This window comes from Streptomyces sp. NPDC017991 (assembly GCF_044328075.1).
Classification (GTDB): domain Bacteria; phylum Actinomycetota; class Actinomycetes; order Streptomycetales; family Streptomycetaceae; genus Streptomyces.
The window spans coordinates 45,585-69,214 of the sequence record NZ_JBIRGP010000006.1; the positions used below are offsets into that span (position 1 = coordinate 45,585).

The following is a 23,630-nucleotide window of genomic DNA, read 5'->3' on the forward strand; positions in this document are numbered from 1 at the left end:
GCTCGTCAGGACCAGTGCGGTGACGAACAGGCCGAGGGCCATGCGGCGCCCCCACCTGATGTGCCGCGTCACGGTACTCATGCGGTCTCCAGCTTCTTCTCCTTCGGGCTGCCGGCAGGGTCGGGGCCGACCAGAGGGCCCGTGCGCAGGCCCGACGCGGCCAGCAGCCACAGCACGGGCTCGGCGGCCCGTCGCTGCTCGCTGTCCAGCGAGCCCGCGCCGGTGGCCGCGTGGGCGCTGACGGCCCAGTAGCGGTCGGCCCTGAAGTCGTGGCCGAGGGCGCGGACGAGCCCGCCGAGGCCGATCTCGGTGAGCCAGGTGTCGATCCGGGCACCGGCGACCGGCAGAGAGTCGAGCTGGTCGAGGACGTCCCGCTTGGTGACGACCGTCGCCACGGACATCCTGCCGCGCCGCCCGGTGAGCGCCGACAGCTCGCCCGCCAGCCGCTGGTACGTCTCCCAGGGGCCCTGCGGCGAGGGCCGTGCGGCGGTGGCCCGGTCGGCGTCGGCGGCGTTCAGCTTCGTGCGTACCGTCGGCTCGGCGAGCACGTCGGCGACCAGGACGACCCCGTCGGTGTGCGCGAGGTAGTGCTGGGCGCGCACCCGCTCGGCGTCCTCAAGGGACTCGCCCATCGGGTCGTAGAGGTAGAGCAGCCGGCGGCGCCGCCCGAGCGTGACGGTCAGCATGAAGGCGCGGGGCTGGCCGCCGGTCGTGGCGTGCGCCCAAGTGGCCCGCGTCAGCTCCTGGTTGAGGGAGTTCGCGGTCTGCCGGTCGTCCGTCGACGCGTACTCGACGCGCAGGTCGCTCCGCCGTGACCAGGCGTGCAGCCCCTCGACCATGGCCGCCATCAGCATCGTCTTGCCCGACGAGGTGCCGCCGACCAGCGGCGCGTGTACGACACGCGTGGTGCCCACGGCATCAGGCAGCACCTGGTCGCAGTGCGGGCACAGGGCGGTCAGCCGGCCGCGGCCGGCGACTCTGCTCGCCCCGAGCCGCTGCCCGCAGGAGCACATGTGCCGCAGCGCCCCGTAGCGTCCGGGACGCAGCCGGGCGTGCGGCTCCCGGCAGCCGGGGCAGCGGTGCACCGCGAGCGGCACCGGCCGGTAGCAGCCCGGATAGGGGCACTTGACGCGGATCCGCAGGACCGCGGCCCAACCGTGCTCCACGCCCCGCAGGACGAGCGCGGTCCCGGCGGCGCCCAGCCACACGAGGCCGAGGAGCAGGGCGAAGACCGCCAGCGCGAGCGCGAGGAACACGGTCGCGAGCGTGGCTCCCACCAGGGCGCCGAGGAACGTGCCGGGCGCGACGAGCCACATCCCCAGCTGCATGAATGAGTTGCGCTCGGGCCGCCCGTCGGAACGGATGCCGCGGAACAGCCTCGCGGTCGTGTGCTGGGTCCACTGCCCGGTGAACCGCAGCCAGATCACCCGGATGCCGAAACCGCCCGCGGTGGCCGCGTCCACCCACATCTGCCGCCACCAGTAGGCCAGTTCGGCCGGTTCGCCGCTCCCGCCGCCGCTCCCGCTCCTGCCGACCACCGGGATACGGGTGTCGGCCAGGCCCTCCTGGCGCGGCCCCAGGGTGGAGCACACCGCCCGCACACCCCGGGCGAGGAGCTGCCACAGGGCGTTGCCGAAGCAGACGGCGCCCGCGACCAGCGCCACGAAGCCGAGGACGTACTGCGCGACCGCGTTCACCGGTGTTCCCGGCCGTCGCCCGGAGGGGGTGCCACGTCCCCGTACCGCGAGGACGGGTCGTTGTCTCTGACGCCGTCCCGGCCTCCGTCCCTGCCGCCGTCCTTGCCGCGTCCGCGGCCGGTGAACCGGCCCGCGAGGCGGCCGAGCGTCCCGGGCCGGTTCCAGGCCAGGAAGGCGTCGAGCTTGCCGCGGCCCGCCCGGTCGAGGCTCGACTCCACCAGCGCGAGATCCTCGGCGGGCAGCGCCCGCACGATGGGCCGCAGCACCTTGGACAGGAGGGCGGCACACGTCGCGTCCCACGCCGGGTGCGCGCCCGCGTGCGAACTCCAGTCGCAGAAACAGTCGGCGACATAGCCGGGGACGGTACGCAGCCGGTCGCCCACCCGGTTCGACAGCGCCGCCCGTTCGTACGCGGCCAGCAGGTCCGCGTCCCCGGAGAGGGCCAGCGCGTACAGCTCACCCGGCGGCGCCGAGCCGCGCAGCAGACGGCGCGCGAGGGCGCGGTGGACCCGTTCGAGGACCGGCGCGGGCACCGGGCGGGCGTTCGCGCCGAGCGCCGCCGCGCGCTGTACCCAGTCCAGTCCCTCGCCCTCGGTGCCGAGCAGTCCGGCGAACTCCAGCAGCAGGAGCGCCGCACGCTGTTCCGGTGCCAGTTCCGTGGTGAAGCAGCGCAGCAGGTCGGCGGCGAGCGCCGGGATGTCGCGATCGTCGGCGGGCGCCGCGAGCGCGGCGTCGATCAGCAGATCGCGGGTGCCGGCTGTGCGGTGCAGATCGGAGCCGAGTCCGTTGAGCAGCAGGCTCGCCTCCTGTCCCGTGGGCAGTTCGCCGGGCCACACCAGGTTGACCGCGGTCCGCAGGACGGCGGGTTCGGTGTGCGGCGAGACCCCGGCGGTACGCACCACGCCGTGGAACGCGGTCATCCGGTCGCCCGCGCCGGTGGGCAGGGCGTTCGACGCGCACATCCGCAGATGAGGGAACCCAGGGTGGCCCTGTACGGGGAGATCCGCGACGGCCAGCATCCGCGCGGCGGACACCGGGCGGTCGGCGGAGATCGCGTCGAGCGCGCCGAAGAGGGCGATCCGGAGGGTCGGGTGCGCGGCGACGGCGTCGCGCAGCACGGCGAGATCCTCCGGCCCGACTGGCCCGACTGGCCCGACGACACCGAGGCGGCCGGCGGCGCTGTGCGCACCGGCGCTGTCGTCGCGGCCGACACCCGTGGAGGTGCCCACACGGGAATCAGCCCCGTCACGGGTGCCGGTACGAGCGCCGGTGTCGGTCCTGCTTCCGGCCCCGAAGCCGGCCTCGTACCCGGCCCCGGCCGCCGCTTCAACTCCCGGGTACGCCGGGCCCGTACGGGTGCTCCACCAGGGGATCGCCCCGTCGCGGTCGGCGGTCGCCGCCGGGGTACGCCGACCCGGATACCCGGTGTCCGTACGGGGTTCCGGGCCCGTGGCGGAGGCGTGCACCCGAGCCTCGGGGAGGTCCATGAGGGCCTGGGCCAGCCGCGCCGCGAGGTCCGGGAGGAGGTCGGTGCAGTCGACCTCCAGCAGATCGGCGACGCGCAGCAGACCCAGCGGGCGCCCGGCCGGCGGCTGCACCGGGTCGGCGACGCCCGAGCGGATCGCGTATCCCAGTTCCGCGCCGAGCCGTGTCCGCGCCTCGGGGGTGAACGAGGCACCGTGGACGACGGGGACGGGCCCGTCGCCGCGCACCGCCGCCGTCAGCACCTGCGCGGCGAGCGGCGCGGAGACGAAGGCGGGCACCTGCCCGTCGAGGCGTTCGAACAGCGAGGTCAGCCCCGCGACGAAGTCCCCCGCCGGGGCCGCGCCGGCTGCCGCCCCGTCCGCTGGCCGTGCCTCGTCCGCCGGCCATGTCCCGTCCGCCGACCGTGTGTCGTCCGCGGGCAGTGCCTCGCACAAGGCCGTGACGAGCTGGGCCAGTTCGTCCTCGGGCAGGCTGCCCGCACGGTCGCGGACCCAGTGGGTGGCCGCGGTGAGCGCGGCCGGGGGGAGCGGAACGCGAGCTGTCAGCGCCGCGGCGGCCAGCGAACCGAGGTCCGGCCCGTGACGCCGGAACAGATCGGGCCTGCCCGCCCGCCACACCCGGGCGCACACCTCCGCCCACGGGTCCGCCGCGACCCCGGCAGACGGGGCGTGAGCGGGGGAAGCGGGGGCAACGGGCGGCCGGGTGCAGTCGTGGACCCGGTGCCGGTGGCCGTACGCCACGGTCTCGGACGACGGCAGTACGCCGATGATCTGCTGCCTGGCCTGCACGGGCCGCCGGGTGTACGTCGTGAAGGTCAGCCGGTGCGCCTGTTCGCGCGGCAGCACCGCGCAGGCCAGCGCGATCCACTGGGCCACGGCGGCACTGTCCCGCTCCACGAGCACGACCTGCCCGGCCCCCGGGTCGTCCGCGACCGCCCGGACATCCGCGAGGACCGCCGCGAGCCGGTCGGCGCGGGACACCGCGAAGGCCACCAGTGCCTCGTGCTGCATGAGCCCCGACGGCTCGAAGCGGTCGATCGGCTCGGGCCTGCCGCCGTCCGGTGTGGTCCGGCCCCAACGCCGGGACTCCCAGGCCGTGATGGGCAGCGCGCCGTCCGGCAGCCTGCCCCCGGCGGGCAGATGGAGGGCATGGGCGTGGAAGTTGCCCCACCGCCCGCTGTAGTCGACACCCGTGTAGACGGAACGGCTCAGCAGCCGCCCGCCGTCGGAGAGCTCGCTGAAGCTGAACGCCGTCGGGAAGTCCGAGAGTTCGTCGGCGTCGGGCCGTGCGGGGGAGTCTCGCGGCGGCTCGTACCCGATGAGCTGCTCCGCCTCTCTGAGCACGCCCTGCGGCACGTCCTCGCTGACCGCCGTGAAGCGGAAGCCGGACCCGCCGGGCCCCGGCGGCGCGGAGGTGTAGTGGAGCTGGGGGAGCGTCACCTGGACTGTCCTTTCCCTGCGTCGGTCACCGGCAGCAGCCCGCGCCGGGCCAGCAGCCACAGCAGCGGATCCTCCACGCGCAACGGCTGCGGCCCCGACTTCGGTACGTCCGCCGGGGCGTCGGCGGGCGGTGGCGCACCCAGCGCCGAGAGACCGAACAGCGACAACTCCGCGAAGTCCCGCTCCAGTTGCCGGTACAGCGCCCCCGAGTCCCAGTCGGCCAGCTGGGAGCGCAGCTCCTCGTGCACCGCGAGCCGGTCGTCCTCGTCGAGCCTCCCGCCCTCGTGGGTGGCGCTGTTCAGCAGCGGCGAGTGCGGGTCGAGCAGCGGCCGCAGCATGTCCGTCTTCGTCACGGCCACCGCTATCGGTGTGCTGACCCGGCCGCGCGAGCCGCCCCGGCCGTGCGCCCGCAGCTGTGTCGCGAGATCCGCCGCGATCTGCTGCGGCGGGGTCTCCACGGCGGGCAGCGGCGGCCCATCGCCGAGCGGCAACCGGTCGCGCACGGAACCGAGTTGCAGCGGGTCGACGAGCAGGATGATGCCGTCGGCCGCGCTGAGATAGCGGGTGTAGCGGTCCACGGCGTCGGCGCCCGCGAGGTCCTCGCCCGCCGCGTCGAAGAACACGAGGGTCGTGTGCCGGCTGCCCGTACCGAGCCGCCCGCGCCGGGGCAGACTCAGCCGGTACAGCAGCGGATCGTTGAAGCCCAGCGCGGCGGGACGGGTGGCGTCCGGCAGCCGCAGCCGCTCGTACAGGTCCTGTGCCATCTCCTTGTCGCGCTGCTGCGTGCCCTGGCCCATCGCGGCGAGCGAGGCGTCGAAGGCCTGGCCGACCCGCCGGTTCAACTCGTTGACCAGCACGGCGACATAGGTGCTCTTGCCGGACGCCTTCGCGCCGACCAGGGCGATGATCCGGCTGTCCTGCTCGCAGTAGTCACTGGGCAGATCGCTGTGGCAGGCGCCGCACACCCGTACCGTCGTGGTCACGCCACAGCCCGGACAGACGGCGGGGCCCGCGTTCGAGCCGGGCCGCAGCCTGGACACCGGCGAGCGCGGCCGGGTGAAGACCGGGCCGCGCATCCGGGCCGACGGCGGGATGCCCGGGCCCATGAACTCGGCCCAGACGTCGTCGCGTTCGGGCCCGCACGGCTGTGAACCGCGCACCCCGCCCGCGATCATCAGACAGCGGTAGGGCAGCCCGGCGGCCGACGAACGGGCGAAGCAGTAGGGGCAGATGACGGTCGTCATGGGTTCAGCGCACCACCAGGGTCGCGGGGGACGGTTCTTCGAGTCGTACGGACGTGGCGTGCGCGCCGAGCAGGAACCCGCGCAGGGTGTACGGGACGGGACAGGGCACCGGGTCCAACTCGTGCTCGACGGTACGCAGTTCCAGGAGTTCGGCGCCGGCGATCCTCAGCACGGTCGTGCCGTCCGCGGGCCCGCGAGGACGAAGGGTGCCACTGCGCGCCACACAGACGAACTCCGGCAGCCGCTCCGCCGACTGAGGCTCAGTCTCCTCGGGAGAGGAGCCGGGAGAGAGGTCGGGAGAGGAGAGGGTGACGCGGATCAGGGGCTTGCCGCGCCGCAGCATCCGGCGCGGCGCGGGCACCAGGCGGTACGCGACGGACGTGTCCGGCGGCAGCACCGTCTCGGCGGCCGACGGCAGCGCGACCACGGACCCCGAGGCACGCGGCGCGGGCACGGCCCTGACCCGGACACCGCCCCTGCCGGCCGGCAGCCGCAGACCCTGGCGCCGGTACTGGTGCGCGGCGACGGCCTGTTCGACCGTACGCCCACCGTTCTCCGTCCAGCTGACGATCAGCAGGCCGGTGCCGTCGGGCCAGTCCAGGACCACCTGCACCTGACCGTCCGCCTGCCGCCGCGCGCTCAGCCCGGTCACGGCGACGGGCGCCTCCACGGTGACGGTCGGCCCGGCCACGGCACGTTCCCCGAGCACGGCGACGGCCGCCACCTCGGCGTGGGTGCCGGGCGGCGGACACAGCACCGGTTCGCCGTCGTGCGGGCGGGCCCACGGCAGAGGGTCGGGCAGCCCGGCGGTGGCCAACTCGGCGCCGGACGAGGGTGCTTCGCCGGGCCAGCACACCAGCCGTACGTCCGTGCCCTCCTCGTGTACGCCGTCCTCGGCACCCTCGCCGCCCGTCCAGGCGAACCGGATCGCCTCACCCTCGGCCGTGGCCGTGAGCGTCCGTACGGGTTCGGGCCAGCGGTGCGCCGTGCGGGTCGCCCCGATACCCGGGGAGGTGGCGGTCTGCCCCTCGGGCGTGCGGTAGTGACAGACGATCCGGAACCGGTGCGGGCCGGGCCGCAGCCCGGTGGCGGTGAACCGGTCGCCCTCGCAGGGGAGCGGTCCGGTCGGCCCGTCGGGACCGGTGTGCTCGACCGTCACCTCCGTGGCACCGGGCGGTGTGCGCCAGGTGCCGTCGATCCGCCCCCGGCCGTCCGTCAGCACGAGATCGCTGACCTCGGGGGTGACCGGCAGTTCCCGCGCGACGAGGGGTACGCCGTCCACGCGGCCCTCGCGCACGGGGAGAGCCACGTACCGCACCACGCTGCCGAGCGGTACCGCCCGGTCCTCCGTGCCGCACGCGCCGCCCGCGTCCGAGGGCACCTGGCGCACCTCGCGGACCTCGGTGCTGCCACGGCCGGTCCGCCGAAGCCGCAGGATCCGCCAGGTGATGCCGGGTTCTGTCACGTCCCAGGCCAACGCCACCGACTCCGGGCGGAGTTCGCACCGCAGCCGCTCGGCGCGGTCCTCGTGGCGGGGCCGGTGGATGCGTACCAGGCTGAACAGTGCCTTGCGGTCGTCCGCGGCGAGGCGCAGGGTCCGCAGATACTCCTCCGTCGCGGCCTCGGTGTCGCCCGCCCGCTCGGCGGTACGGGCCGCCGCCAGCGCGGCGTCGGCGTGGCCCAGCCGCCGGGAGAGGGTGGTGCGGAGCGCGCCGAGCGAGGGGTCGCGACCGGTGGGCGGCAGCCGTTCCAGGAGTTTGCGCGCGCGACGGAGCCGGTGTTCGGCCCAGGCGTCGGCCAGTGACTCGGCGGCGGCACGCTGCGCCTTGTCCAGGACGGGGCGGACCCGGACGGCGGCGGCGAGGCCCGCGGCCTCCTCGGCGTGGATGCCCAATGCCCGTGCGGTGTCCGGGTGTTGGCCGCGCGGATGGTCCTGGAGCAGTTCGATCAGTTGGTACAGCACGACTCTGCGCAGGGCCTGCGGGTCCTGCCGGTGGAGTTCGGCGAGTGCGTTCGCGAGGGTGGCCTTCGGGCCCGCACCACGGCCCAGGCCGGCCAACAGCGCGTGGTCGACCCGTCGTTGGCCGCGGGCGCCGACCGGGACGAACAGGCCGTCCAGGACGCGCAGTCCGGCGCCGGGTCCGAAGAGTTCGCCGAGGTGGCGCAGGCCGGCGGCGCGTTGGGTGGCCAGCAGGTGGGCGTAGCCGGGGGTGAGGGGGGACAGGGGGAGTGCGGACAGCGCTTGGGGCAGGCCGAGATGATGCCCGAACTCCAGACCTGCCACCTGTACCGCTCCCCCGGTCGTGCCTGCGACCGACATCCCATCAGATTCACGGGGTGGGAGGGGGCGGATTTCGGAATCCGGCGAGGTGGGAGGGGTTGTGTGTGCCGGGTGGGTCCGAAGTGAAGGACTGGGTCCGCCCCTAGGCACCTAGGGGCGCGGGGAACTGCGCAATCGTTGAGCGGCACCCCCACCGGCCCGCGGGCGACGGTTCAAGCCCCCAGCGCGGCCGTCGCAGGCGTCACGGCCTCGTCGTAGCGGCTGAGGAGCAGACGGGCGACCTCCGGCGAGGGACCGAGCACAGACGCAAGCAGGTCCGCCCCGCCCGCCCCCCGAGCGACCCGGTCCGGCAACCGCCCCGGCGCGAGGAAGTACGGCGCCACCACCACCCGCGCACACCCCGCCGCACGCAACGACGACACCACCTCCTCCGTCCGCGGAAGCGATGCGGCGGAGGCGAACGCAGGCCGCACGGCGCACCAACCGGTCCGCCGCCACTCCCGCGCGATTTCTGCGATCACTGCGATCGCCTCCGGGTCGGTGGACCCCGCCGCGGCCAGTACGACCCCGGTCGAGGACTTGTCGGCGGGGGACAGCCCCGCCTCGTACAGCCGCCGTTCGAGCGCGGCCGTCAGTAGTGGTGACGGGCCGAGGACCTCGGCCTGCCGGATCCGCAGCCGGGCCGGTGCCTCGCTCAGCACCGACGGGATGTCCGCCTTCGCGTGGAAGGCGCGGGTCAGGAGCAGGGGGAGGGCCACGACGTCCCGTACGCCCTCCGCCGCCAGGGACTTCAGCTTGCCCGCGACGGAAGGGAGGTTGAACTCCAGGAAGCCGGTCTCCACGCGCACCCCGGGCCGCCGCGCCCGCACCCGGCGTACCAGGGCGTGCACGGTCGCGGCATGACGCGGGTCGCGGCTGCCGTGGGCGATGACGAGGAGTACCGGCCGTGTCATGAGAGATCAGCTCTTCACCAGGAGACCGCGGCTGCGCAGCACCCATCGCTCCAGCGGACTGAAGATCAGCAGGTCGATGGCGATACCGACGATCAGGATGAGGAGGATGGCGAGGAACACCATGGGCATGCTGTTGGCCGTACGGCCGTTCTCCAGCAACTGGCCGAGGCCGACGCCCAGGTCCGGCGAGGACGCGATGATCTCGGCGGCCATCAGCGAACGCCAGGAGAACGCCCAGCCCTGCTTGAGCCCTGCGAGATAGCCGGGCAGCGCGGCCGGGATCACGATGTGCCAGGTGCCGCGCAGACCCGTCGCGCCCATCGTGCGGCCCGCCCGCAGGAACAGCGGCGGGACCTGGTCGACGCCGGAGACGAGCCCGTTGGCGATGGAGGGGACCGCGCCGAGCAGGATGACCGCGTACATCATCGAGTCGTTGAGGCCGAGCCACAGCACGGCCGGCGGCACCCAGGCCACCGACGGCAGCGACTGGAGTCCGGACAGGATCGGGCCGATCGCCGCGCGCACGAACTTCACCCGCGCGACGAGCAGCCCCAGCGGAGTGCCGATCACGAGGGCCATCAGGAAGCCCAGCAGGCCGCGCGAGACGCTCGTCCAGATGTATTCGAGGAGCGTGCCCTCCAGCCAGGCCTCCTGGACCTCGTCCCAGACCGCGGAGGGGGCCGGCAGCTTGTAGCTGTCGGTGACCTCCGCCCACACCAGGACCTGCCAGACGACCAGTACCAGGGCCACGGCGACGATCGGGGGGAAGATCTTCTCCACGAAGGTCCTGCGGAAGGGCGTCCTCTTCGTCTGGACCGTGTCCAGCGCGTCGAGGCCGGCTTCCAGTCCGGCGAGATCGCTCCCGCCGTCCTTCGCGGCGGAAGCGTCACCGTCCTTGACGGCGCTCGTCTCAGTGCTGGCCATGACGGCGGATCTCCCCACGCAGTTGTTCGGTGATCTCGACGGACAGTTCCGCCACGGCGGGGTCCTCGATGCGGCGCGGCTGCGGGATGTCGACCGTCCACTCCCGCGCGATACGCCCCGGGCGCGAGGACAGCAGCACCACGCGCTCGGCGAGCCGCACCGCCTCGCGCACGTTGTGCGTCACGAACAGCACCGACACGTTCGTCTCGCGCCAGATACGGGTCAGTTCGTCGTGCAACACATCGCGCGTGATGGCGTCGAGGGCCGCGAACGGCTCGTCCATCAGCAGCAGCCGGCTGTCCTGGGCGAGCGCGCGGGCCAGCGCGACCCGCTGCCGCATACCGCCCGACAGCTCATGCACCCGCTTGCCGTACGCGCCCTTCAGCCGGACGAGCTCCAGGAGCTCCTCCGCCCTGGTACGGCGGTCGGCCTTGGGCAGGCCCCGCAGTTTCAGGGCCAGTTCGATGTTCTTGCCCGCGGTCAGCCACGGGAAGAGGGCGTGCTCCTGGAACATCAGGGCCGGGCGGCCGTCGGTGCTGATGCCGCCCGCGGACGGCTTGTCGAGCCCCGCGACCAGATTCAGCAGCGTCGACTTGCCACACCCGGAAGCTCCCAGGAGGGTGACGAACTCGCCGGGCGCGACATCGAGCGTGATGTCGTCCAGGACGAGCTGCTGCTGCCCGGCGGGGCCGGCGAAGGACTTCGAGACGTGCTCGATCCGGGCGGCGTACTCCGCCGACGTACCGGCTTCGGCGTCGGCGGTCTTGGCGAGGGCGGTTGCCACGGTCGTCACCTCCTGGGAACTCATGGGTGTGCGGGCCTGAACTCTCGGCTGTCCGGACTTGCTGTCCGGACTTGCTGTCCGGGTTTGCTGTCCGGGCCTACTTGACGCCGAGACCGGCGTCGTCGACCGCGCTCGCGCCCTCGGCCTTGAGGACCTTGTTCAGCGGCGCGAGGTCGTAGATCCCGTCGAGCTTCGGCTTCTCCAGCAGACCGGCCTTCACCGCGTGCTCGGCCTCGGCGTTGAGGGTCGAGGCCAGCGGGTCGTCGGTGAACTGGATCGACTTCCACGCCGGGTCGATGACCTCGGCGGGCAGCTCCTTGCCGGACAGCGCCTTGAGCTTGGTGTTGGCGGCGGCCTTCGCCTCGTCCGGGTTGGCGTTGATCCACTTGTTGGTCTTCACCGAGCCGCGCAGCACGGCCTCGACGACGTCCGGGTGCTCCTTGAGGAACTTCTGCGACACGATGATGTTCGTGATCACGAACTTCTTGTCGGGCCACAGGTCGGCCTCGTCGAGCAGCACCTTCGCGCCCTCGGCGACCAGCTTGGACGCGGTCGGCTCCGGCACCCACGCGCCGTCGATGGACCCCGACTTGTAGGCGTCCGGCGTGATCTTGTTGTCCGTACGGACCACGGAGACGTCGCCCTTGCCGCTCTGGGCGTCGACCTTCCAGCCCTGCTCGGCGATCCAGTTGAGGAAGGCCACGTCCTGCGTGTTGCCCAGCTGTGGGGTGGCGATCTTCTTGCCCTTGATGTCCTTCGTGGACTTGATCCTGTCCGGGTTCACCACCAGCTTCACACCGCCGGAGGCGGAGCCGCCGATGATCCGCAGGCCCTTGCCGTCGGTCGTGCTGTAGCCGTTGATGGCGGGGGAGGGGCCGATCCAGCCGATGTCGATCGAACCGGAGTTCAGCGCCTCGATCTCGGACGGACCCGCGTTGAACTGGGAGTACGAGGCCTTCGTGCCCCCGAGCTCCTTCTGCAGCAGCCCCTCCTGGTCACCCACGAGTGCGGTGGCGTGCGTCAGGTTCGGGAAGTAACCGATCCGGACGGTGTCGGCGGAGAGCTTCTCGCCCTCGGCGGCGACCTTCGAGGTGTCCTCGTCCTTGTCGGAGCCGTAGCCGCAGGCGGCGAGGGTCAGGAGCGGCAGCGCGGCGGCCACGGCGATGCCGCGGCGAAGCAGTGTGGAGCCCTTGGCAGGCACGGGAGGGTTTCCTCTCGTCGGCCCGGCGGTCACGGTTCTTCAGGTCGTGGCCGGGAGGTCGGCAGGTCTTCGTCGTATCCGCGACGGCGGGCGGGGGGACGGGGCGCGCAGGCAGTGCGCGTACGTCAGCACGCACATCGCGCGACTCCGCCCTGCCCGGCGCCGAGGGCGCCGCTGCCGACGCGGCCGCCCTCCTTCGCGAACGTGGAGTAGAAGTCCGTGGTGGCCGTCATGTCAGAAGTCCCACCCGTCCTCGTCCGCCTCGGCCCTGACCGGCTCCGGGGAGGCGAAGGACTCGCCGACCATGCCCGCGGTGAGCGTGGTCCCGTCGGAGGGGTCGATGAGGATGAACGAGCCGGTGCGCCGGGAGTCGGCGTACGAGTCCACCGGCAGCGGCTCGGCGGTACGGATCTTCACGCGCCCGATGTCGTTGGCGACCAGGTGGCCCGGGTGCGGGTGCAGGGACAGGTCGTCGAGGGTCAGCCGCGAGGGGATGTCCTTGACGAGCGCCTTGACCGTGCGGGTGCCGTGCTTGAGCAGCACCCGGTGGCCGATGGTCAGCGGCGCGTCGGCCACGTGGCAGACCGTCGCCTCGATGTCCTGCGTGGTCGCGGGCGCGTCCTTGGTCGGCACGATCAGGTCGCCGCGCGAGATGTCGACGTCGTCCTCCAGGAGGACCGTCACGGACTGCGTCGTCCAGGCCAGGTCGACCGGCTCGCCCAGCAGGTCGATCGAGGCGATCCGCGAGGTACGGCCGGAGGGCAGCACGGTGACCTGCTCGCCGACGCGGAACGCCCCGGCCGCGATCTGACCGGCGTACCCGCGGTAGTCCGGGTGCTCGGCGGTCTGCGGACGGATCACGTACTGCACGGGCAGCCGCGCGTGGCAGGTCGCGAGGTCGTGGCTGACCGGCAGGGTCTCCAGGTGCTCCAGGAAGGTGGGGCCGCCGTACCAGTCCATGTTCGCGGAGGGGTCCACCACGTTGTCCCCGGCGAGCGCGGAGATCGGGATCGCGGTGATCTCGGGGACGCCCAGTTCGGACGCGTACGCCGTGAACTCCTCGGCGATGGCGGCGAAAACCGGCTCCTGGTAGTCGACGAGGTCCATCTTGTTGACGGCGAGGACGACGTGGGGGACGCGCAGGAGGGCGGCGATGGCGGCGTGGCGGCGGGTCTGTTCGACGACGCCGTTGCGGGCGTCGACGAGGACCACGGTCAGTTCGGCGGTGGAGGCGCCGGTGACCATGTTGCGGGTGTACTGCACGTGGCCGGGGGTGTCGGCGAGGATGAAGCGGCGTTTGGGGGTGGCGAAGTAGCGGTAGGCGACGTCGATGGTGATGCCCTGTTCGCGTTCGGCGCGCAGGCCGTCGGTGAGGAGGGCGAGGTCGGGGGTGTCCTGGCCGCGGTTGCGTGAGGCGTGTGCGACGGCTTCCAGCTGGTCGGTGAGGACCGACTTGGAGTCGTGGAGCAGGCGGCCGACGAGGGTGGACTTGCCGTCGTCGACGGAACCCGCGGTCGCGAACCGGAGCAGCGTCGTCTCGGACAGCTGCTCGACCGACAGCGGCTCGACGGGCTCGGTGGGCTCGGTGGTGCTGGTCATGGCTAGAAGTACCCCTCGCGCTTGCGGTCTTCCATCGCTGCCTCGGACATCTTGTCGTCGGCGCGGGTGGCGCCCCGCTCGGTGAGCCGGGAGGCGGCGATCTCGGTGATCACGGCGTCCAGGGTGGTGGCGTCGGAGTCGACCGCGCCCGTGCAGGACATGTCGCCGACCGTGCGGTAGCGCACGAGGCGGGTCTGGACCGTCTCGCCGTCCTTGGGGCCGCCCCACTCGCCGGCGGTGAGCCACATGCCGGCCCGCTGGAAGACGTCCCGCTCGTGGGCGAAGTAGATCTCGGGCAGTTCGATGCCCTCGCGGGCGATGTACTGCCACACGTCGAGTTCGGTCCAGTTGGACAGGGGGAAGACGCGGACGTGCTCGCCGGGGGCGTGGCGTCCGTTGTAGAGGTTCCACAGTTCGGGGCGCTGGCGGCGCGGGTCCCACTGGGAGAACTCGTCCCGCAGGGAGAACACCCGCTCCTTGGCGCGGGCCTTCTCCTCGTCCCGCCGGCCGCCGCCGAACACGGCGTCGAAGCGTTCGGCCTGGATCTTCTCGGTCAGCGGCACGGTCTGCAGCGGGTTACGCGTCCCGTCGGGACGTTCCCGCAACACACCGCGGTCGATGTAGTCCTGTACGGAGGCCACATGGAGCCGCAGGCCGTGCTTCTTGACGGTGCGGTCGCGGTATTCCAGGACCTCGGGGAAGTTGTGTCCGGTGTCCACGTGGAGCAGGGAGAAGGGCACCGCGGCGGGTGCGAACGCCTTCAGTGCCAGGTGCAGCATGACGATGGAGTCCTTGCCACCGGAGAAGAGCACCACCGGCCGCTCGAACTCGCCCGCCACCTCGCGGAAGATGTGCACCGCCTCGGACTCCAGAGCGTCCAGATGGCTCAGGGCGTACGGGCTGTCGGTCCCCTCCTCGGAGACGTCGGCGACGGTCGTCGTCATGCGAGACCCCTCTCGGCGAGCAGCGCGTGGAGCGCCGCCGCGGACTCCTGCACGGACTGGGTGTGCGACTCGATGCGCAGGTCGGGCGACTCGGGTGCCTCGTACGGGTCGTCGACCCCGGTGAGCCCGGAGATCTCGCCCGCCGCCTGCTTGGCGTACAGGCCCTTCACGTCCCGCTCGCTGCACACCTCGACGGGCGTGGCGACATGCACCTCCAGGTACGCGGCACCGCTCGCCTGGTGGCGCTTGCGCACCGCCTCGCGGCTGTCGGCGTACGGGGCGATGACCGGCACCAGCGTCTTGACGCCGTTGCGGGACAGCAGGTCGGCGAGGAAGCCGATGCGCTGCACGTTCGTGTGCCGGTCCTCGCGGCTGAAGCCGAGGCCCGCCGTCAGGAACGTACGGATCTCGTCGCCGTCGAGCACCTCGACGCGGTGGCCCTCCTCGCGCAGCCGTCCGGCCAGTTCGTACGCGATGGTGGTCTTGCCGGCGCTCGGCAGACCCGTGAGCCAGATGGTGGCTCCGGTCACTTGGTTCTCCTGGTTCATCGAGGTCGTCGAGCCGGTCACGGTCGTCGCGGTCGTCAGGGGCGTCGCGGTCATGGTCAGCCGTGCAGTCCGCACTCGGTCTTGCCGCTGCCGGACCAGCGGCCGGCGCGCGCGTCCTCGCCCTCCAGCACCCGGCGGGTGCAGGGGGCGCAGCCGACGGACGGGTAGCCGTCCATGAGCAGCGGGTTGGTGAGGACACCGTGCTCGCTCACGTACGCGTCCACGTCGTCCTGGGTCCAGCGGGCGATCGGCGAGATCTTGACCTTGAGGCGCTTCTCGTCCCAGCCGACGACGGGGGTGTTCGCCCGGGTCGGGGACTCGTCGCGGCGCAGTCCGGTGGCCCAGGCGCGGTACTTGGTCAGCCCCTGCTCCAGCGGTGCGACCTTCCGCAGCGCGCAGCACAGGTCGGGGTCGCGGTCGTGCAGCTTCGGCCCGTACTCGGCGTCCTGCTCGGCCACGGTCTGCCGCGGGGTGAGGGTGATGACGTTGACGTCCATCACGGCCTCGACGGCGTCCCGGGTGCCGATGGTCTCGGGGAAGTGGTAGCCCGTGTCGAGGAACACGACGTCCACGCCGGGGTTCGCGCGGGACGCCAGGTGGGCGACCACCGCGTCCTCCATCGAGGAGGTGACGCAGAACTGCCTGCCGAACGTCTTCACGGCCCACTGGAGGATCTCCAGCGCGGAGGCGTCCTCCAGATCGCGGCCGGCCTGCTCGGCGAGCGCCTTGAACTCGGCGTCCGTCTCGGTATCGGTCTCGATCCCGGCATCGGTATCGGTATTGGTCTGCACGGCCGTCATATCTCGTCCCCTCCACCGTCGTTGCGCTGAAGTCCACGGGTCAGCAACCCGAGGAACTTCAACTGGAAGGCTCGGTTGCACGCTCCGCATTCCCAGGAGCCATGGCTCTGCTCGCCGGGACGCAGGTCCTCGTCGCCGCAGTAGGGGCAGTAGAAGGGCGCCGCGCGCTCGCTCATGACAGGGCCTCCTCGGAGGCGCGGGTGGCCCACGCGGCGAAGCGCTCGCCGTCCTCGCGCTCCTCCTCGAAGCGCTTCAGGACCCGCTCGACGTAGTCGGGCAGGTCGTCCGCGGTGACCTTCAGACCGCGGACCTTGCGGCCGAATCCGGCTTCGAGTCCGAGCGCGCCGCCCAGGTGGACCTGGTAGCCCTCGACCTGGTTGCCCTCGGTGTCGAGCATCAACTGGCCCTTGAGACCGATGTCCGCGACCTGGATACGGGCGCAGGCGTTCGGGCAGCCGTTGATGTTGATGGTGACGGGCTCGTCGAACTCGGGCATCCGGCGTTCGAGTTCGTCGATCAGGGAGGCACCGCGCGCCTTGGTCTCGACGATGGCGAGCTTGCAGTACTCGATGCCGGTGCAGGCCATGGTGCCGCGCCGGAAGGTGGACGGGCGGACCCGCAGGTCGAGCGCCTCCAGCCCCTCCACCAGGGAGTCGATCCGCTCCTGCTCGACGTCGAGCACGATCATCTTCTGCTCGACGGTGGTCCGCAGCCGGCCGGAGCCGTGTGCCTCGGCCAGTTCGGCGATCTTCGTGAGGGTGGTGCCGTCCACGCGGCCCACGCGCGGGGCGAAGCCGACGTAGAAGCGGCCGTCCTGCTGCCGGTGCACGCCGACGTGGTCGCGCCAGCGGGCGAGGGGCTGGTCGGGGGCCGGGCCGTCGACCAGCTTGCGCTGCAGGTACTCGTCCTCCAGGACCTGGCGGAACTTCTCGACGCCCCAGTCGGCGACCAGGAACTTCAGACGGGCGCGGGTACGAAGGCGCCGGTAGCCGTAGTCGCGGAAGATCGACAGGACGCCGATGTGGACGTCGGCGACCTCGTCGAGCGGGACCCAGGTCCCGAGGCGCTGGCCGATCTTCGGGTTGGTGGAGAGGCCGCCGCCGACCCAGAGGTCGAAGCCGGGGCCGTGCTCGGGGTGGTTCACACCGACGAACGCGACGTCGTTGATCTCGTGCGCCACGTCCAGGAGCGGCGAGCCGGAGACCGCGGTCTTGAACTTGCGGGGCAGGTTCGAGAAGTCCTTGTTGCCGATGACGCGGCGGTGGATCTCGTCGATGGCGGGCGTGCCGTCGATGATCTCGTCCTCGGCGATGCCGGCGACGGGTGAGCCGAGGATCACGCGGGGCGTGTCACCGCAGGCCTCGGTCGTGGACAGCCCGACGGCCTCCAGACGCTCCCAGATCTCCGGGACGTCCTCGATGCGGATCCAGTGGTACTGGACGTTCTGCCGGTCGGTGAGGTCGGCGGTCCCGCGCGCGAACTCCTGCGAGATCTCGCCGATGACGCGCAGCTGCTGCGTGGTGAGGCGTCCGCCGTCGATCCGTACCCGCAGCATGAAGTACTTGTCGTCCAGCTCCTCCGGCTCCAGGATCGCGGTCTTGCCGCCGTCGATGCCGGGCTTGCGCTGGGTGTAGAGCCCCCACCAGCGCATACGGCCGCGCAGGTCGTTGGGGTCGATCGAGTCGAAGCCCCGCTTGGAGTAGACCGTCTCAATGCGCGTCCGCACGTTGAGACCGTCGTCGTCCTTCTTGAACTGCTCGTTGCCGTTGAGCGGGGTGTAGTGACCCACGGCCCACTGACCCTCACCGCGGTGACGGCTCACCTTGCGGCGGGGCGTTGCGGCAGCGGGATCCTGCGGAGTGGCGGCCATGGTTTCTACGTCCTTCGGGACAGACGGATGCGGCTCTGACCTGCGCGTACGAGTGCATACGGGCATGCGTGCGCGGCATTGCGCAAGTCGAGACAGGGGGGAATGTCGGTGGTGCCGGGCACGGGGGCGTGGCCCCTGGTGCCGTGGGTCAGCGGACCGGACAGATGGCGCTGGACATGCGGCCGAGGTCGACGTGCCGCCGACTCACCAAGGCAATTCCAGTTCCAGACATGACGGAAGCGTGTCACGGCGATCTGGACACAGTCCAGCTTCGTCCAGGATGCGGACACCCTGGTCCCGAAATGTGGGACGAGGGTGGCGACAGTCACAAGATCGGCTTCGGATCACATCCCGCCAGGTCAGCCGACCTGCGCTCCGGGCCAGGGTCCGGGGGTGGTCACGTCCGGCTCCTCCTCCACCTTCGTGTCGAAGAGCTTGAAGCCGCGGCGCAGGTAGTTGTCCATCGCGTGCTCCCCGTCCTTGCTGCATGTATGCAACCAGACGCGCTTCGTCGTCGCCCGCCCCGGCCAGCGATCGGCCAGGTCCCACGCCCGCGCGACCCCGTACGAGAGGAGGTGTCCGCCGATGCGCCGGCCGCGGAAGGCCGGGATCAGGCCGAAGTAGACGATCTCCACGACGCCGTCGTCCTGCGCCTCCAGCTGTACGTATCCGGCGGGCGTCCCGCGGTCGTACGCGACCCAGGTCTCCACGCCCGGCCGGTCCAGGTCGTCCCGCCACTGCGCGTACGTCCAGCCGAGCCGGTCTGTCCAGCGGATGTCGCCGCCGACGGAGGCGTAGAGGAAGCGGCTGAACTCGGGGGAGGGCACCTCCGCGCGGACGATCCGGACATCACCGTCTCCGTCGGGGGCGGTGGCGGGCAGCCGGTCGGCCGGAGCGGTCTGCTCCAGGGACCAGGTGGTCACAGCGATGCTCATGCGGGTCAGCGAACCACGGGGACGGGCTCCGCTCCAAAGCGGGATGCCCGTCCCTGCGGCGGGTCACTGCACCGAGTCGTCGACCGCCGACAGCGGGACCGAGTACAGCACCCGCTCCGGGATCGCCGGCGCCTCCCACGCGTTGTCCTTGTTCGCCGCCCACTCGGTGAGCGTCCACAGCTCGCCGGTCTCCTGCCAGTACGACAGGGACTCGGTGTGCTGCCCCCAGCAGGCGTACGACGTTCCGCCGTCGCCGCACTGCGCGGCCTTCGCGGCGCTCTCGTTCTGGCGCCAGAGCGTGCCGTGCCGGTCGCGGCTGCCCGGGGCGTAGCCGGTGTACCAGTCGGCCTTGCTCGCCCCGTCCGGCTTGTGCGAGAGGACGCCCTGCAGCCCGACGGCCTCGGTCTCGTACGCCTCGTCGGCGTTCACGAGGTCACTGGCGTTGCTGCCGAGCAGGCCCGTGCGGTCGCTCGCGGTGCTGTAGTGGTAGCGCCAGACGCGGGCCGGTTCGGTGCCGCCGGAGCTGAACCACTCGTTGGCGACCAGGCTGTCCGGTGTCGAGGTGCGGTCCAGGGAGACCGACGCGAAACAGGGGCGTCCGTTGTTGTCGCCCGCGCCGCACGCCCCGCCGGTGAGGTTGTACGAACCGACGGCCGGCAGCACGTACTGGTAGCCGCGCGCCGACCAGCCGCCGTCCACCCTGCCCACCTCGGTGCTGTTCACATCGGCGCGAAGGATGCGGTTCATGTCGAAGACGAACAGGGCGTTGTCGTGATCGGCGCCGTTCTTCGCGGTGACGATCAGCTTGTCCTGGTACCAGACCATGCCGCCGACGTGCGACCGTACGGCCCCGAAGTCCTTGCCGCCGGAGAGCGGGGCGACCAGCAGGACCCAGCGGTACCTGAGGTTCTTCGGGTCGTTCGCGTCGATGAAGGCGACCCGGGCCAGCCCCTTGTCGGCGTCGGGCTCGCCCGCCTTGTGGTCGTTGTGGGTCCAGCCCGCCAGGATGACCCGGTCGGAGCCCCATTTGCCGTCGTCGTCGGCGTCCCCGGAGGTGGTGACGGACTGCGGCAGCCACTTCTGTGTCGTGGCGTCCCCGCTGTCCCAGCAGTACGCGCGGGACGCGGTGGGCTCGACGGGCAGGGCGGCCGACTCGGTCGCGTCGCAGTCGGCCTGGTCGCGCATCGGGTGGTTGGCGCTCTTGAGAACGGCGTCGACCCCGACGGACCCGCCCATTCCGCTCTGCAGGGTGTCGAGCGTCGACTCGGCGACCAGGTTCTCGTGCAGCTGCAGCTTGCCGATCTCCGACGACGAGGTGAGCGGCTTCAGGGGGCCGGGATTGTCGCTGCCGGCGGCCTGCGAGGTGGTGATGATGGTGGCGGCGGCGGTGAGGGCGAGGGCGGCCCCGGACAGGGTGGCCCGCAGGACACGCCCCTTGTTCCGGCGGCGATGTCTGCCTCGATATGTCATAGGTCCTCCCGTCGGCGGCCAACTGCCTCCTTCGATCCGGCGGTTGGGCCGGAGGAGACGGGTGTGGGGGGCCGTGGGTTGGATGGTACGGCAGAGGGGGACGAGCGAGGTCGAATACCCGGTAATAGGTCGGGATTGCGCCCAATGGCTCCCGTGGCTCCCGCGGGGGAGAGAGGATGCCGTTGTCACCCCGGCCGGTGGTCCGCGCGGTCCGGTTCCACCGGTCCGGACGCGCTACCTGTGAGGCGTGAGCGCACCACCCCCGGAGCCGTCGAGTACGGAAGCAGGTCGAGAGGGTTGTCGGGGAGGACCGTCCGTACCTCGGCCGTCTCGCGGAAACGGTACGGGCGGTGGTCCAGTACGGCTCCCAGATAGCGGCGTACCCGCGACATCTCGGCCCGTACGGTCACCGTGCGCGCCGGGTCGCCGAACAGGTCGTCGGCCAGGGCGGCGGCGCTGCGGCCGGTGCGGTGCAGGGCCAGGAGGTACAGCAACTCGGTGTGGCGGGGGCTCAGTTCGTGGGTCCAGGTGCCCGCCCCGTCCGCCACGGTCACCGACCAGTGGCGCGGCCGCGACACGTCCAGCTCGATCCGGGTGGCGTCGCTCGGCGCGCGGCGCCCGTCCGGGGCGCGTACCAGCCGGCCGTCGGACAGCGGTTCCACCGAGCACAGGCCGAGCGACGGCAGCCAGATCCGGTCGGTGCCGGGCGCGGCGGGCAGCGCCACCCGGTCCAGGTGCGGCATGCCCGTGACCGCGGCGGTCCAGCCGTCCCGGTCGACCACGAGGGCGCGGCCGGTGATCCGGGCGAGGACCGGCGCGGCCACCGAGCGCAGCCGGTCCAGCGCGGCCAGATGCCGCTCCCGCAGCCGCGCCTCGGCGAGCTTGGCCACCGAGTCGACCCACGCCAGGGTCGACGGATGCATCGTCTCCCAGGGCCCGCTGACGTCCACGACTCCGATCAGCCGGCCGTCGCGGGGGTCGGTGATCGGTGCGCCCGTGCAGGTCCAGGTGGCGTGGGTGCGTACGAAGTGTTCGGCGGCGAAGACCTGGACGGGGCGGCGGACGACCGTGGGGGTGCCGATGCCGTTCGTGCCGACGACGTTCTCGCCCCAGTGCGCGCCGAGTTCGAAACCGAAGCCGTCGGCCCGGTGCAGCACGGGCCTGCTGCCCTCGCGCCACAGCACCCGGCCCTCCCCGTCCGCCACGACCATGATGTGGCGGGTGATGTCCGCGACCGACAACAGCCCCTCGCGCAGCACCGGCAGGACGTGCCGCAGCGGGGACTGCCGGCGCCGCCGTTCGATCTCGTCGCGGTCGAGCAGCCCGGCGCGGAAGTCGTGGTCGGGGTCCACGCCGTCGCGCAGCATGCGCCCCCAGGACTCCCCGATGACCGGCCGCGGGCCGAGCGGCCCCGGCTGCCCGGACAGGGTGGCGTCGCGTACCTCGTCGAGTACGCGGGCCGCCCGCGCCGCGTCCCCGGCGGCCAGCCGTGCCACGTCCGTTGGCGAGTGCGCCACCGCGTCCTCCCGAGGGCCTGAGCGGACAGCCGACAGCTGTCGATCCGGACAGGGTGACGGGTGTCCGTCACGCAGGGCGACAGTCCGGGTGCACAGCGGAGATTCCATGCAGAGTACGCAAGGTCAGGACAGAGTGCGGAGAGGTTGCAACCCTCTGCAACTCTGGTGCGACGCCCGGTGCGCGGCCGAGACTTGACGACGCACGGGGGTGGTGCCGTGTCGGCGCAGTACCACCCCCGTGCCGGAGCCGGCCCGGAAGAAGCCGGGGCCGGGTCAGGAGACGGGGCGGGCCCGCTCCACCACCGAGGCCAGGTCGAGCGTGTGCGGCAGCGTTCCCAGCGACGATCCCCAGTCCCCGCCGAGGCGTGACGCGCAGAACGCGTCGGCGACCTCCGGCGGCGCGAAGCGCACCAGCAGCGAACCCTGCAGCACCACGGCGATCCGCTCGACGACCCGCCGGGCACGCCCCTCGACGCCGCCCAGATCGGCGAGTTCGGTCAGCAGGTTCTTGATCGCGCCGTCCAGCCGGTGATCGGCGCCGCGCGCGAGACCGACCTCCTGGAGGTACGCGTTCAGGGCGGACGGCTCGCGCTGGAGGGCCCGCAGCACGTCGAGCGCCTGGACGTTCCCGGCGCCCTCCCAGATGGAGTTGAGCGGCGACTCGCGCAGCAGTCGCGGCATGCCGGACTCCTCCACGTACCCGTTGCCGCCCAGGCACTCCAGGGCCTCCGCCACGACCGGCGTGCACCGCTTGGTCACCCAGTACTTGGCCGCCGGCACCGCGAGCCGCAGGAAGGCCCGCTCCTGCTCGCCGCCGTCGTCGTACGCGGCGGCCAGCCGCAGCGCGAGGGTCGTCGCCGCCTCCGACTCCAGGGCCAGGTCCGCCAGCACGTTGCGCATCAGCGGCTTGTCGACCAGCCTGCCGCCGAACGCCTCGCGGTACTCGCAGTGGTGCACGGCCTGCGCGACGGCCTGCCGCATCAGCCCCGCCGAGCCGAGCACGCAGTCGAGCCGGGTCGCCGCGACCATCCCCATGATGGAGCGCACCCCGCGCCCCTCCTCGCCGACCCGGCGCGCCCAGGTACCGTCGAACTCGACCTCGGCGGAGGCGTTCGACCGGTTGCCCAGCTTGTCCTTGAGCCGCTGGATCCGGAAGACGTTGCGGGTGCCGTCCGCCAGCACCCGCGGCACCAGGAAGCAGGTGAGAGCGTCCCGGTCGCCCCGTTCACCCGCGGCGCCCGCCTGCGCCAGGACCAGGAAGCCGTCCGACATCGGCGCCGAGCAGAACCACTTGTGGCCCGTCAGCTCGTACGTCCCGTCCTCGGCGAGCGGCCGGGCGGCCGTCGTGTTCGCCCGTACGTCGCTGCCGCCCTGCTTCTCCGTCATGCCCATCCCGAACAGGGCACCGGCCTTCTTCGCGGCCGGACGCAGGCCCTGGTCGTAGACGGTGGACGTGAGCCGGGGCTCCCACTCGGCGGCGAGCGCCGGGTCGGTGCGCAGCGCGGGCACCGCCGCGTGGGTCATCGACAGCGGACAGCCGTTGCCCGCCTCGACCTGGCTCCAGACCAGGAATCCGGCCGCGCGCCGCACATGTCCGCCCGGCCGTGACCAGGCCGCCGTCAGTCCCGCCGACACGCCCTTGCCGAGCAGCCGGTGCCAGGACGGATGGAACTCCACCTCGTCCAGGCGCTCGCCGTAGCGGTCGTGGGTGAGCAGTTTCGGCGGGTTCTCGTTGGCCAGCGCCCCCCACTTCTGGACCTGCGCGGACCCGGAGGTGCGCCCGAGGGCAGACAATTCACTGTGCGCCTCGTCGAGGAGCGCGGGGTCGAGATGCCGGCCGACCGCCTCCACGAGGGCCCGGTCGGCGGTGAAGAGGTCGTACGCGACCAGCGGCGGAGCCTGGTTGGTCACGGTGTGGGTGCGGGCTGCCATGACTGCG

Annotated in this window: 19 protein-coding genes; all 19 read right to left on the reverse strand. The window is 72.3% G+C overall.

Going from position 1 to position 23,630, the window contains the following annotated elements; translation table 11 throughout:
* Positions 1 to 77: 77 nt before the first annotated feature.
* Positions 78 to 1,697, reverse strand: coding sequence for a hypothetical protein (locus ACH4DZ_RS19180; RefSeq protein WP_398288355.1), 1,620 nt, complete (start codon positions 1,695 to 1,697; stop codon positions 78 to 80).
* The gene (locus ACH4DZ_RS19185; protein ID WP_398288356.1) at positions 1,694 to 4,621 is read right to left on the reverse strand and encodes a GTPase-associated protein 1-related protein; all 2,928 of its coding nucleotides are present in this window, start codon (positions 4,619 to 4,621) and stop codon (positions 1,694 to 1,696) included. Before ACH4DZ_RS19185 ends, ACH4DZ_RS19180 begins: the two co-directional genes overlap by 4 nt.
* Positions 4,618 to 5,865, reverse strand: coding sequence for a hypothetical protein (locus tag ACH4DZ_RS19190; RefSeq protein WP_398288357.1), 1,248 nt, complete (start codon positions 5,863 to 5,865; stop codon positions 4,618 to 4,620). The genes ACH4DZ_RS19185 and ACH4DZ_RS19190 overlap by 4 nt, the downstream gene beginning before the upstream one ends.
* A 4-nt stretch (positions 5,866 to 5,869) precedes the next feature.
* Positions 5,870 to 8,185 carry a hypothetical protein gene (locus ACH4DZ_RS19195; RefSeq protein WP_398288358.1) on the reverse strand — a complete coding sequence of 772 codons (2,316 nt, stop codon included), beginning with the start codon at positions 8,183 to 8,185 and terminating at the stop codon, positions 5,870 to 5,872.
* Between the two features lie 173 nt (positions 8,186 to 8,358).
* Positions 8,359 to 9,099: a sirohydrochlorin chelatase gene (locus tag ACH4DZ_RS19200; protein ID WP_398288359.1), complete on the reverse strand. Its 741-nt coding sequence runs from the start codon at positions 9,097 to 9,099 to the stop codon at positions 8,359 to 8,361.
* A gap of 6 nt (positions 9,100 to 9,105) precedes the next feature.
* Positions 9,106 to 10,023, reverse strand: coding sequence for an ABC transporter permease (locus ACH4DZ_RS19205; protein ID WP_398288360.1), 918 nt, complete (start codon positions 10,021 to 10,023; stop codon positions 9,106 to 9,108).
* Positions 10,010 to 10,831, reverse strand: a complete 822-nt coding sequence (locus ACH4DZ_RS19210; protein ID WP_398288361.1) for an ABC transporter ATP-binding protein — start codon at positions 10,829 to 10,831, stop codon at positions 10,010 to 10,012. The genes ACH4DZ_RS19205 and ACH4DZ_RS19210 overlap by 14 nt, the downstream gene beginning before the upstream one ends.
* Before the next feature lie 73 nt (positions 10,832 to 10,904).
* Positions 10,905 to 12,008: an aliphatic sulfonate ABC transporter substrate-binding protein gene (locus tag ACH4DZ_RS19215; protein WP_398288362.1), complete on the reverse strand. Its 1,104-nt coding sequence runs from the start codon at positions 12,006 to 12,008 to the stop codon at positions 10,905 to 10,907.
* A 234-nt stretch (positions 12,009 to 12,242) separates the two neighbouring features.
* Positions 12,243 to 13,607, reverse strand: a complete 1,365-nt coding sequence (locus ACH4DZ_RS19220) for a sulfate adenylyltransferase subunit 1 (protein ID WP_398288363.1) — start codon at positions 13,605 to 13,607, stop codon at positions 12,243 to 12,245.
* Positions 13,608 to 13,609: 2 nt separating this feature from the next.
* Positions 13,610 to 14,551 carry a sulfate adenylyltransferase subunit CysD gene (cysD, locus tag ACH4DZ_RS19225; protein ID WP_398288364.1) on the reverse strand — a complete coding sequence of 314 codons (942 nt, stop codon included), beginning with the start codon at positions 14,549 to 14,551 and terminating at the stop codon, positions 13,610 to 13,612.
* Positions 14,548 to 15,099 (reverse strand): adenylyl-sulfate kinase, encoded by a 552-nt coding sequence (gene cysC / locus ACH4DZ_RS19230; RefSeq protein WP_384799995.1) that lies wholly within the window; start codon positions 15,097 to 15,099, stop codon positions 14,548 to 14,550. Before cysC ends, cysD begins: the two co-directional genes overlap by 4 nt.
* A gap of 56 nt (positions 15,100 to 15,155) precedes the next feature.
* Positions 15,156 to 15,899, reverse strand: a complete 744-nt coding sequence (locus ACH4DZ_RS19235; RefSeq protein ID WP_398288365.1) for a phosphoadenylyl-sulfate reductase — start codon at positions 15,897 to 15,899, stop codon at positions 15,156 to 15,158.
* Positions 15,896 to 16,075 carry a hypothetical protein gene (locus tag ACH4DZ_RS19240; protein WP_398288366.1) on the reverse strand — a complete coding sequence of 60 codons (180 nt, stop codon included), beginning with the start codon at positions 16,073 to 16,075 and terminating at the stop codon, positions 15,896 to 15,898. The genes ACH4DZ_RS19235 and ACH4DZ_RS19240 overlap by 4 nt, the downstream gene beginning before the upstream one ends.
* Positions 16,072 to 17,769 (reverse strand): nitrite/sulfite reductase, encoded by a 1,698-nt coding sequence (locus ACH4DZ_RS19245; RefSeq protein WP_398288367.1) that lies wholly within the window; start codon positions 17,767 to 17,769, stop codon positions 16,072 to 16,074. The genes ACH4DZ_RS19240 and ACH4DZ_RS19245 overlap by 4 nt, the downstream gene beginning before the upstream one ends.
* A 148-nt stretch (positions 17,770 to 17,917) precedes the next feature.
* Positions 17,918 to 18,001 carry a putative leader peptide gene (locus ACH4DZ_RS19250; RefSeq protein ID WP_349817346.1) on the reverse strand — a complete coding sequence of 28 codons (84 nt, stop codon included), beginning with the start codon at positions 17,999 to 18,001 and terminating at the stop codon, positions 17,918 to 17,920.
* Positions 18,002 to 18,128: 127 nt separating this feature from the next.
* Positions 18,129 to 18,704 (reverse strand): GNAT family N-acetyltransferase, encoded by a 576-nt coding sequence (locus ACH4DZ_RS19255; protein ID WP_398288368.1) that lies wholly within the window; start codon positions 18,702 to 18,704, stop codon positions 18,129 to 18,131.
* 63 nt (positions 18,705 to 18,767) lie between these two features.
* On the reverse strand, positions 18,768 to 20,174 hold the full coding sequence (locus ACH4DZ_RS19260) for a hypothetical protein (RefSeq protein WP_398288369.1): 1,407 nt from the start codon (positions 20,172 to 20,174) through the stop codon (positions 18,768 to 18,770).
* Between the two features lie 185 nt (positions 20,175 to 20,359).
* Positions 20,360 to 21,691, reverse strand: a complete 1,332-nt coding sequence (locus tag ACH4DZ_RS19265) for a GAF domain-containing protein (RefSeq protein WP_398288370.1) — start codon at positions 21,689 to 21,691, stop codon at positions 20,360 to 20,362.
* 273 nt (positions 21,692 to 21,964) lie between these two features.
* Positions 21,965 to 23,623 carry an acyl-CoA dehydrogenase family protein gene (locus ACH4DZ_RS19270; protein ID WP_398288371.1) on the reverse strand — a complete coding sequence of 553 codons (1,659 nt, stop codon included), beginning with the start codon at positions 23,621 to 23,623 and terminating at the stop codon, positions 21,965 to 21,967.
* Positions 23,624 to 23,630: the final 7 nt, after the last annotated feature.

Bases quoted from the DNA above. Each gene is read 5' to 3' on its own strand.
- cysC (WP_384799995.1), bottom strand. From the start codon at position 15,099: ATGAACCAGGAGAACCAAGTGACCGGAGCCACCATCTGGCTCACGGGT.
- ACH4DZ_RS19245 (WP_398288367.1), bottom strand. From the start codon at position 17,769: ATGGCCGCCACTCCGCAGGATCCCGCTGCCGCAACGCCCCGCCGCAAG.
- ACH4DZ_RS19205 (WP_398288360.1), bottom strand. From the start codon at position 10,023: ATGGCCAGCACTGAGACGAGCGCCGTCAAGGACGGTGACGCTTCCGCC.
- ACH4DZ_RS19210 (WP_398288361.1), bottom strand. From the start codon at position 10,831: ATGAGTTCCCAGGAGGTGACGACCGTGGCAACCGCCCTCGCCAAGACC.
- ACH4DZ_RS19270 (WP_398288371.1), bottom strand. From the start codon at position 23,623: ATGGCAGCCCGCACCCACACCGTGACCAACCAGGCTCCGCCGCTGGTC.
- ACH4DZ_RS19255 (WP_398288368.1), bottom strand. From the start codon at position 18,704: ATGAGCATCGCTGTGACCACCTGGTCCCTGGAGCAGACCGCTCCGGCC.
- ACH4DZ_RS19190 (WP_398288357.1), bottom strand. From the start codon at position 5,865: ATGACGACCGTCATCTGCCCCTACTGCTTCGCCCGTTCGTCGGCCGCC.
- ACH4DZ_RS19235 (WP_398288365.1), bottom strand. From the start codon at position 15,899: ATGACGGCCGTGCAGACCAATACCGATACCGATGCCGGGATCGAGACC.
- ACH4DZ_RS19260 (WP_398288369.1), bottom strand. From the start codon at position 20,174: ATGACATATCGAGGCAGACATCGCCGCCGGAACAAGGGGCGTGTCCTG.
- ACH4DZ_RS19200 (WP_398288359.1), bottom strand. From the start codon at position 9,099: ATGACACGGCCGGTACTCCTCGTCATCGCCCACGGCAGCCGCGACCCG.
- ACH4DZ_RS19195 (WP_398288358.1), bottom strand. From the start codon at position 8,185: ATGTCGGTCGCAGGCACGACCGGGGGAGCGGTACAGGTGGCAGGTCTG.
- cysD (WP_398288364.1), bottom strand. From the start codon at position 14,551: ATGACGACGACCGTCGCCGACGTCTCCGAGGAGGGGACCGACAGCCCG.
- ACH4DZ_RS19240 (WP_398288366.1), bottom strand. From the start codon at position 16,075: ATGAGCGAGCGCGCGGCGCCCTTCTACTGCCCCTACTGCGGCGACGAG.
- ACH4DZ_RS19220 (WP_398288363.1), bottom strand. From the start codon at position 13,607: ATGACCAGCACCACCGAGCCCACCGAGCCCGTCGAGCCGCTGTCGGTC.
- ACH4DZ_RS19250 (WP_349817346.1), bottom strand. From the start codon at position 18,001: ATGTCTGGAACTGGAATTGCCTTGGTGAGTCGGCGGCACGTCGACCTC.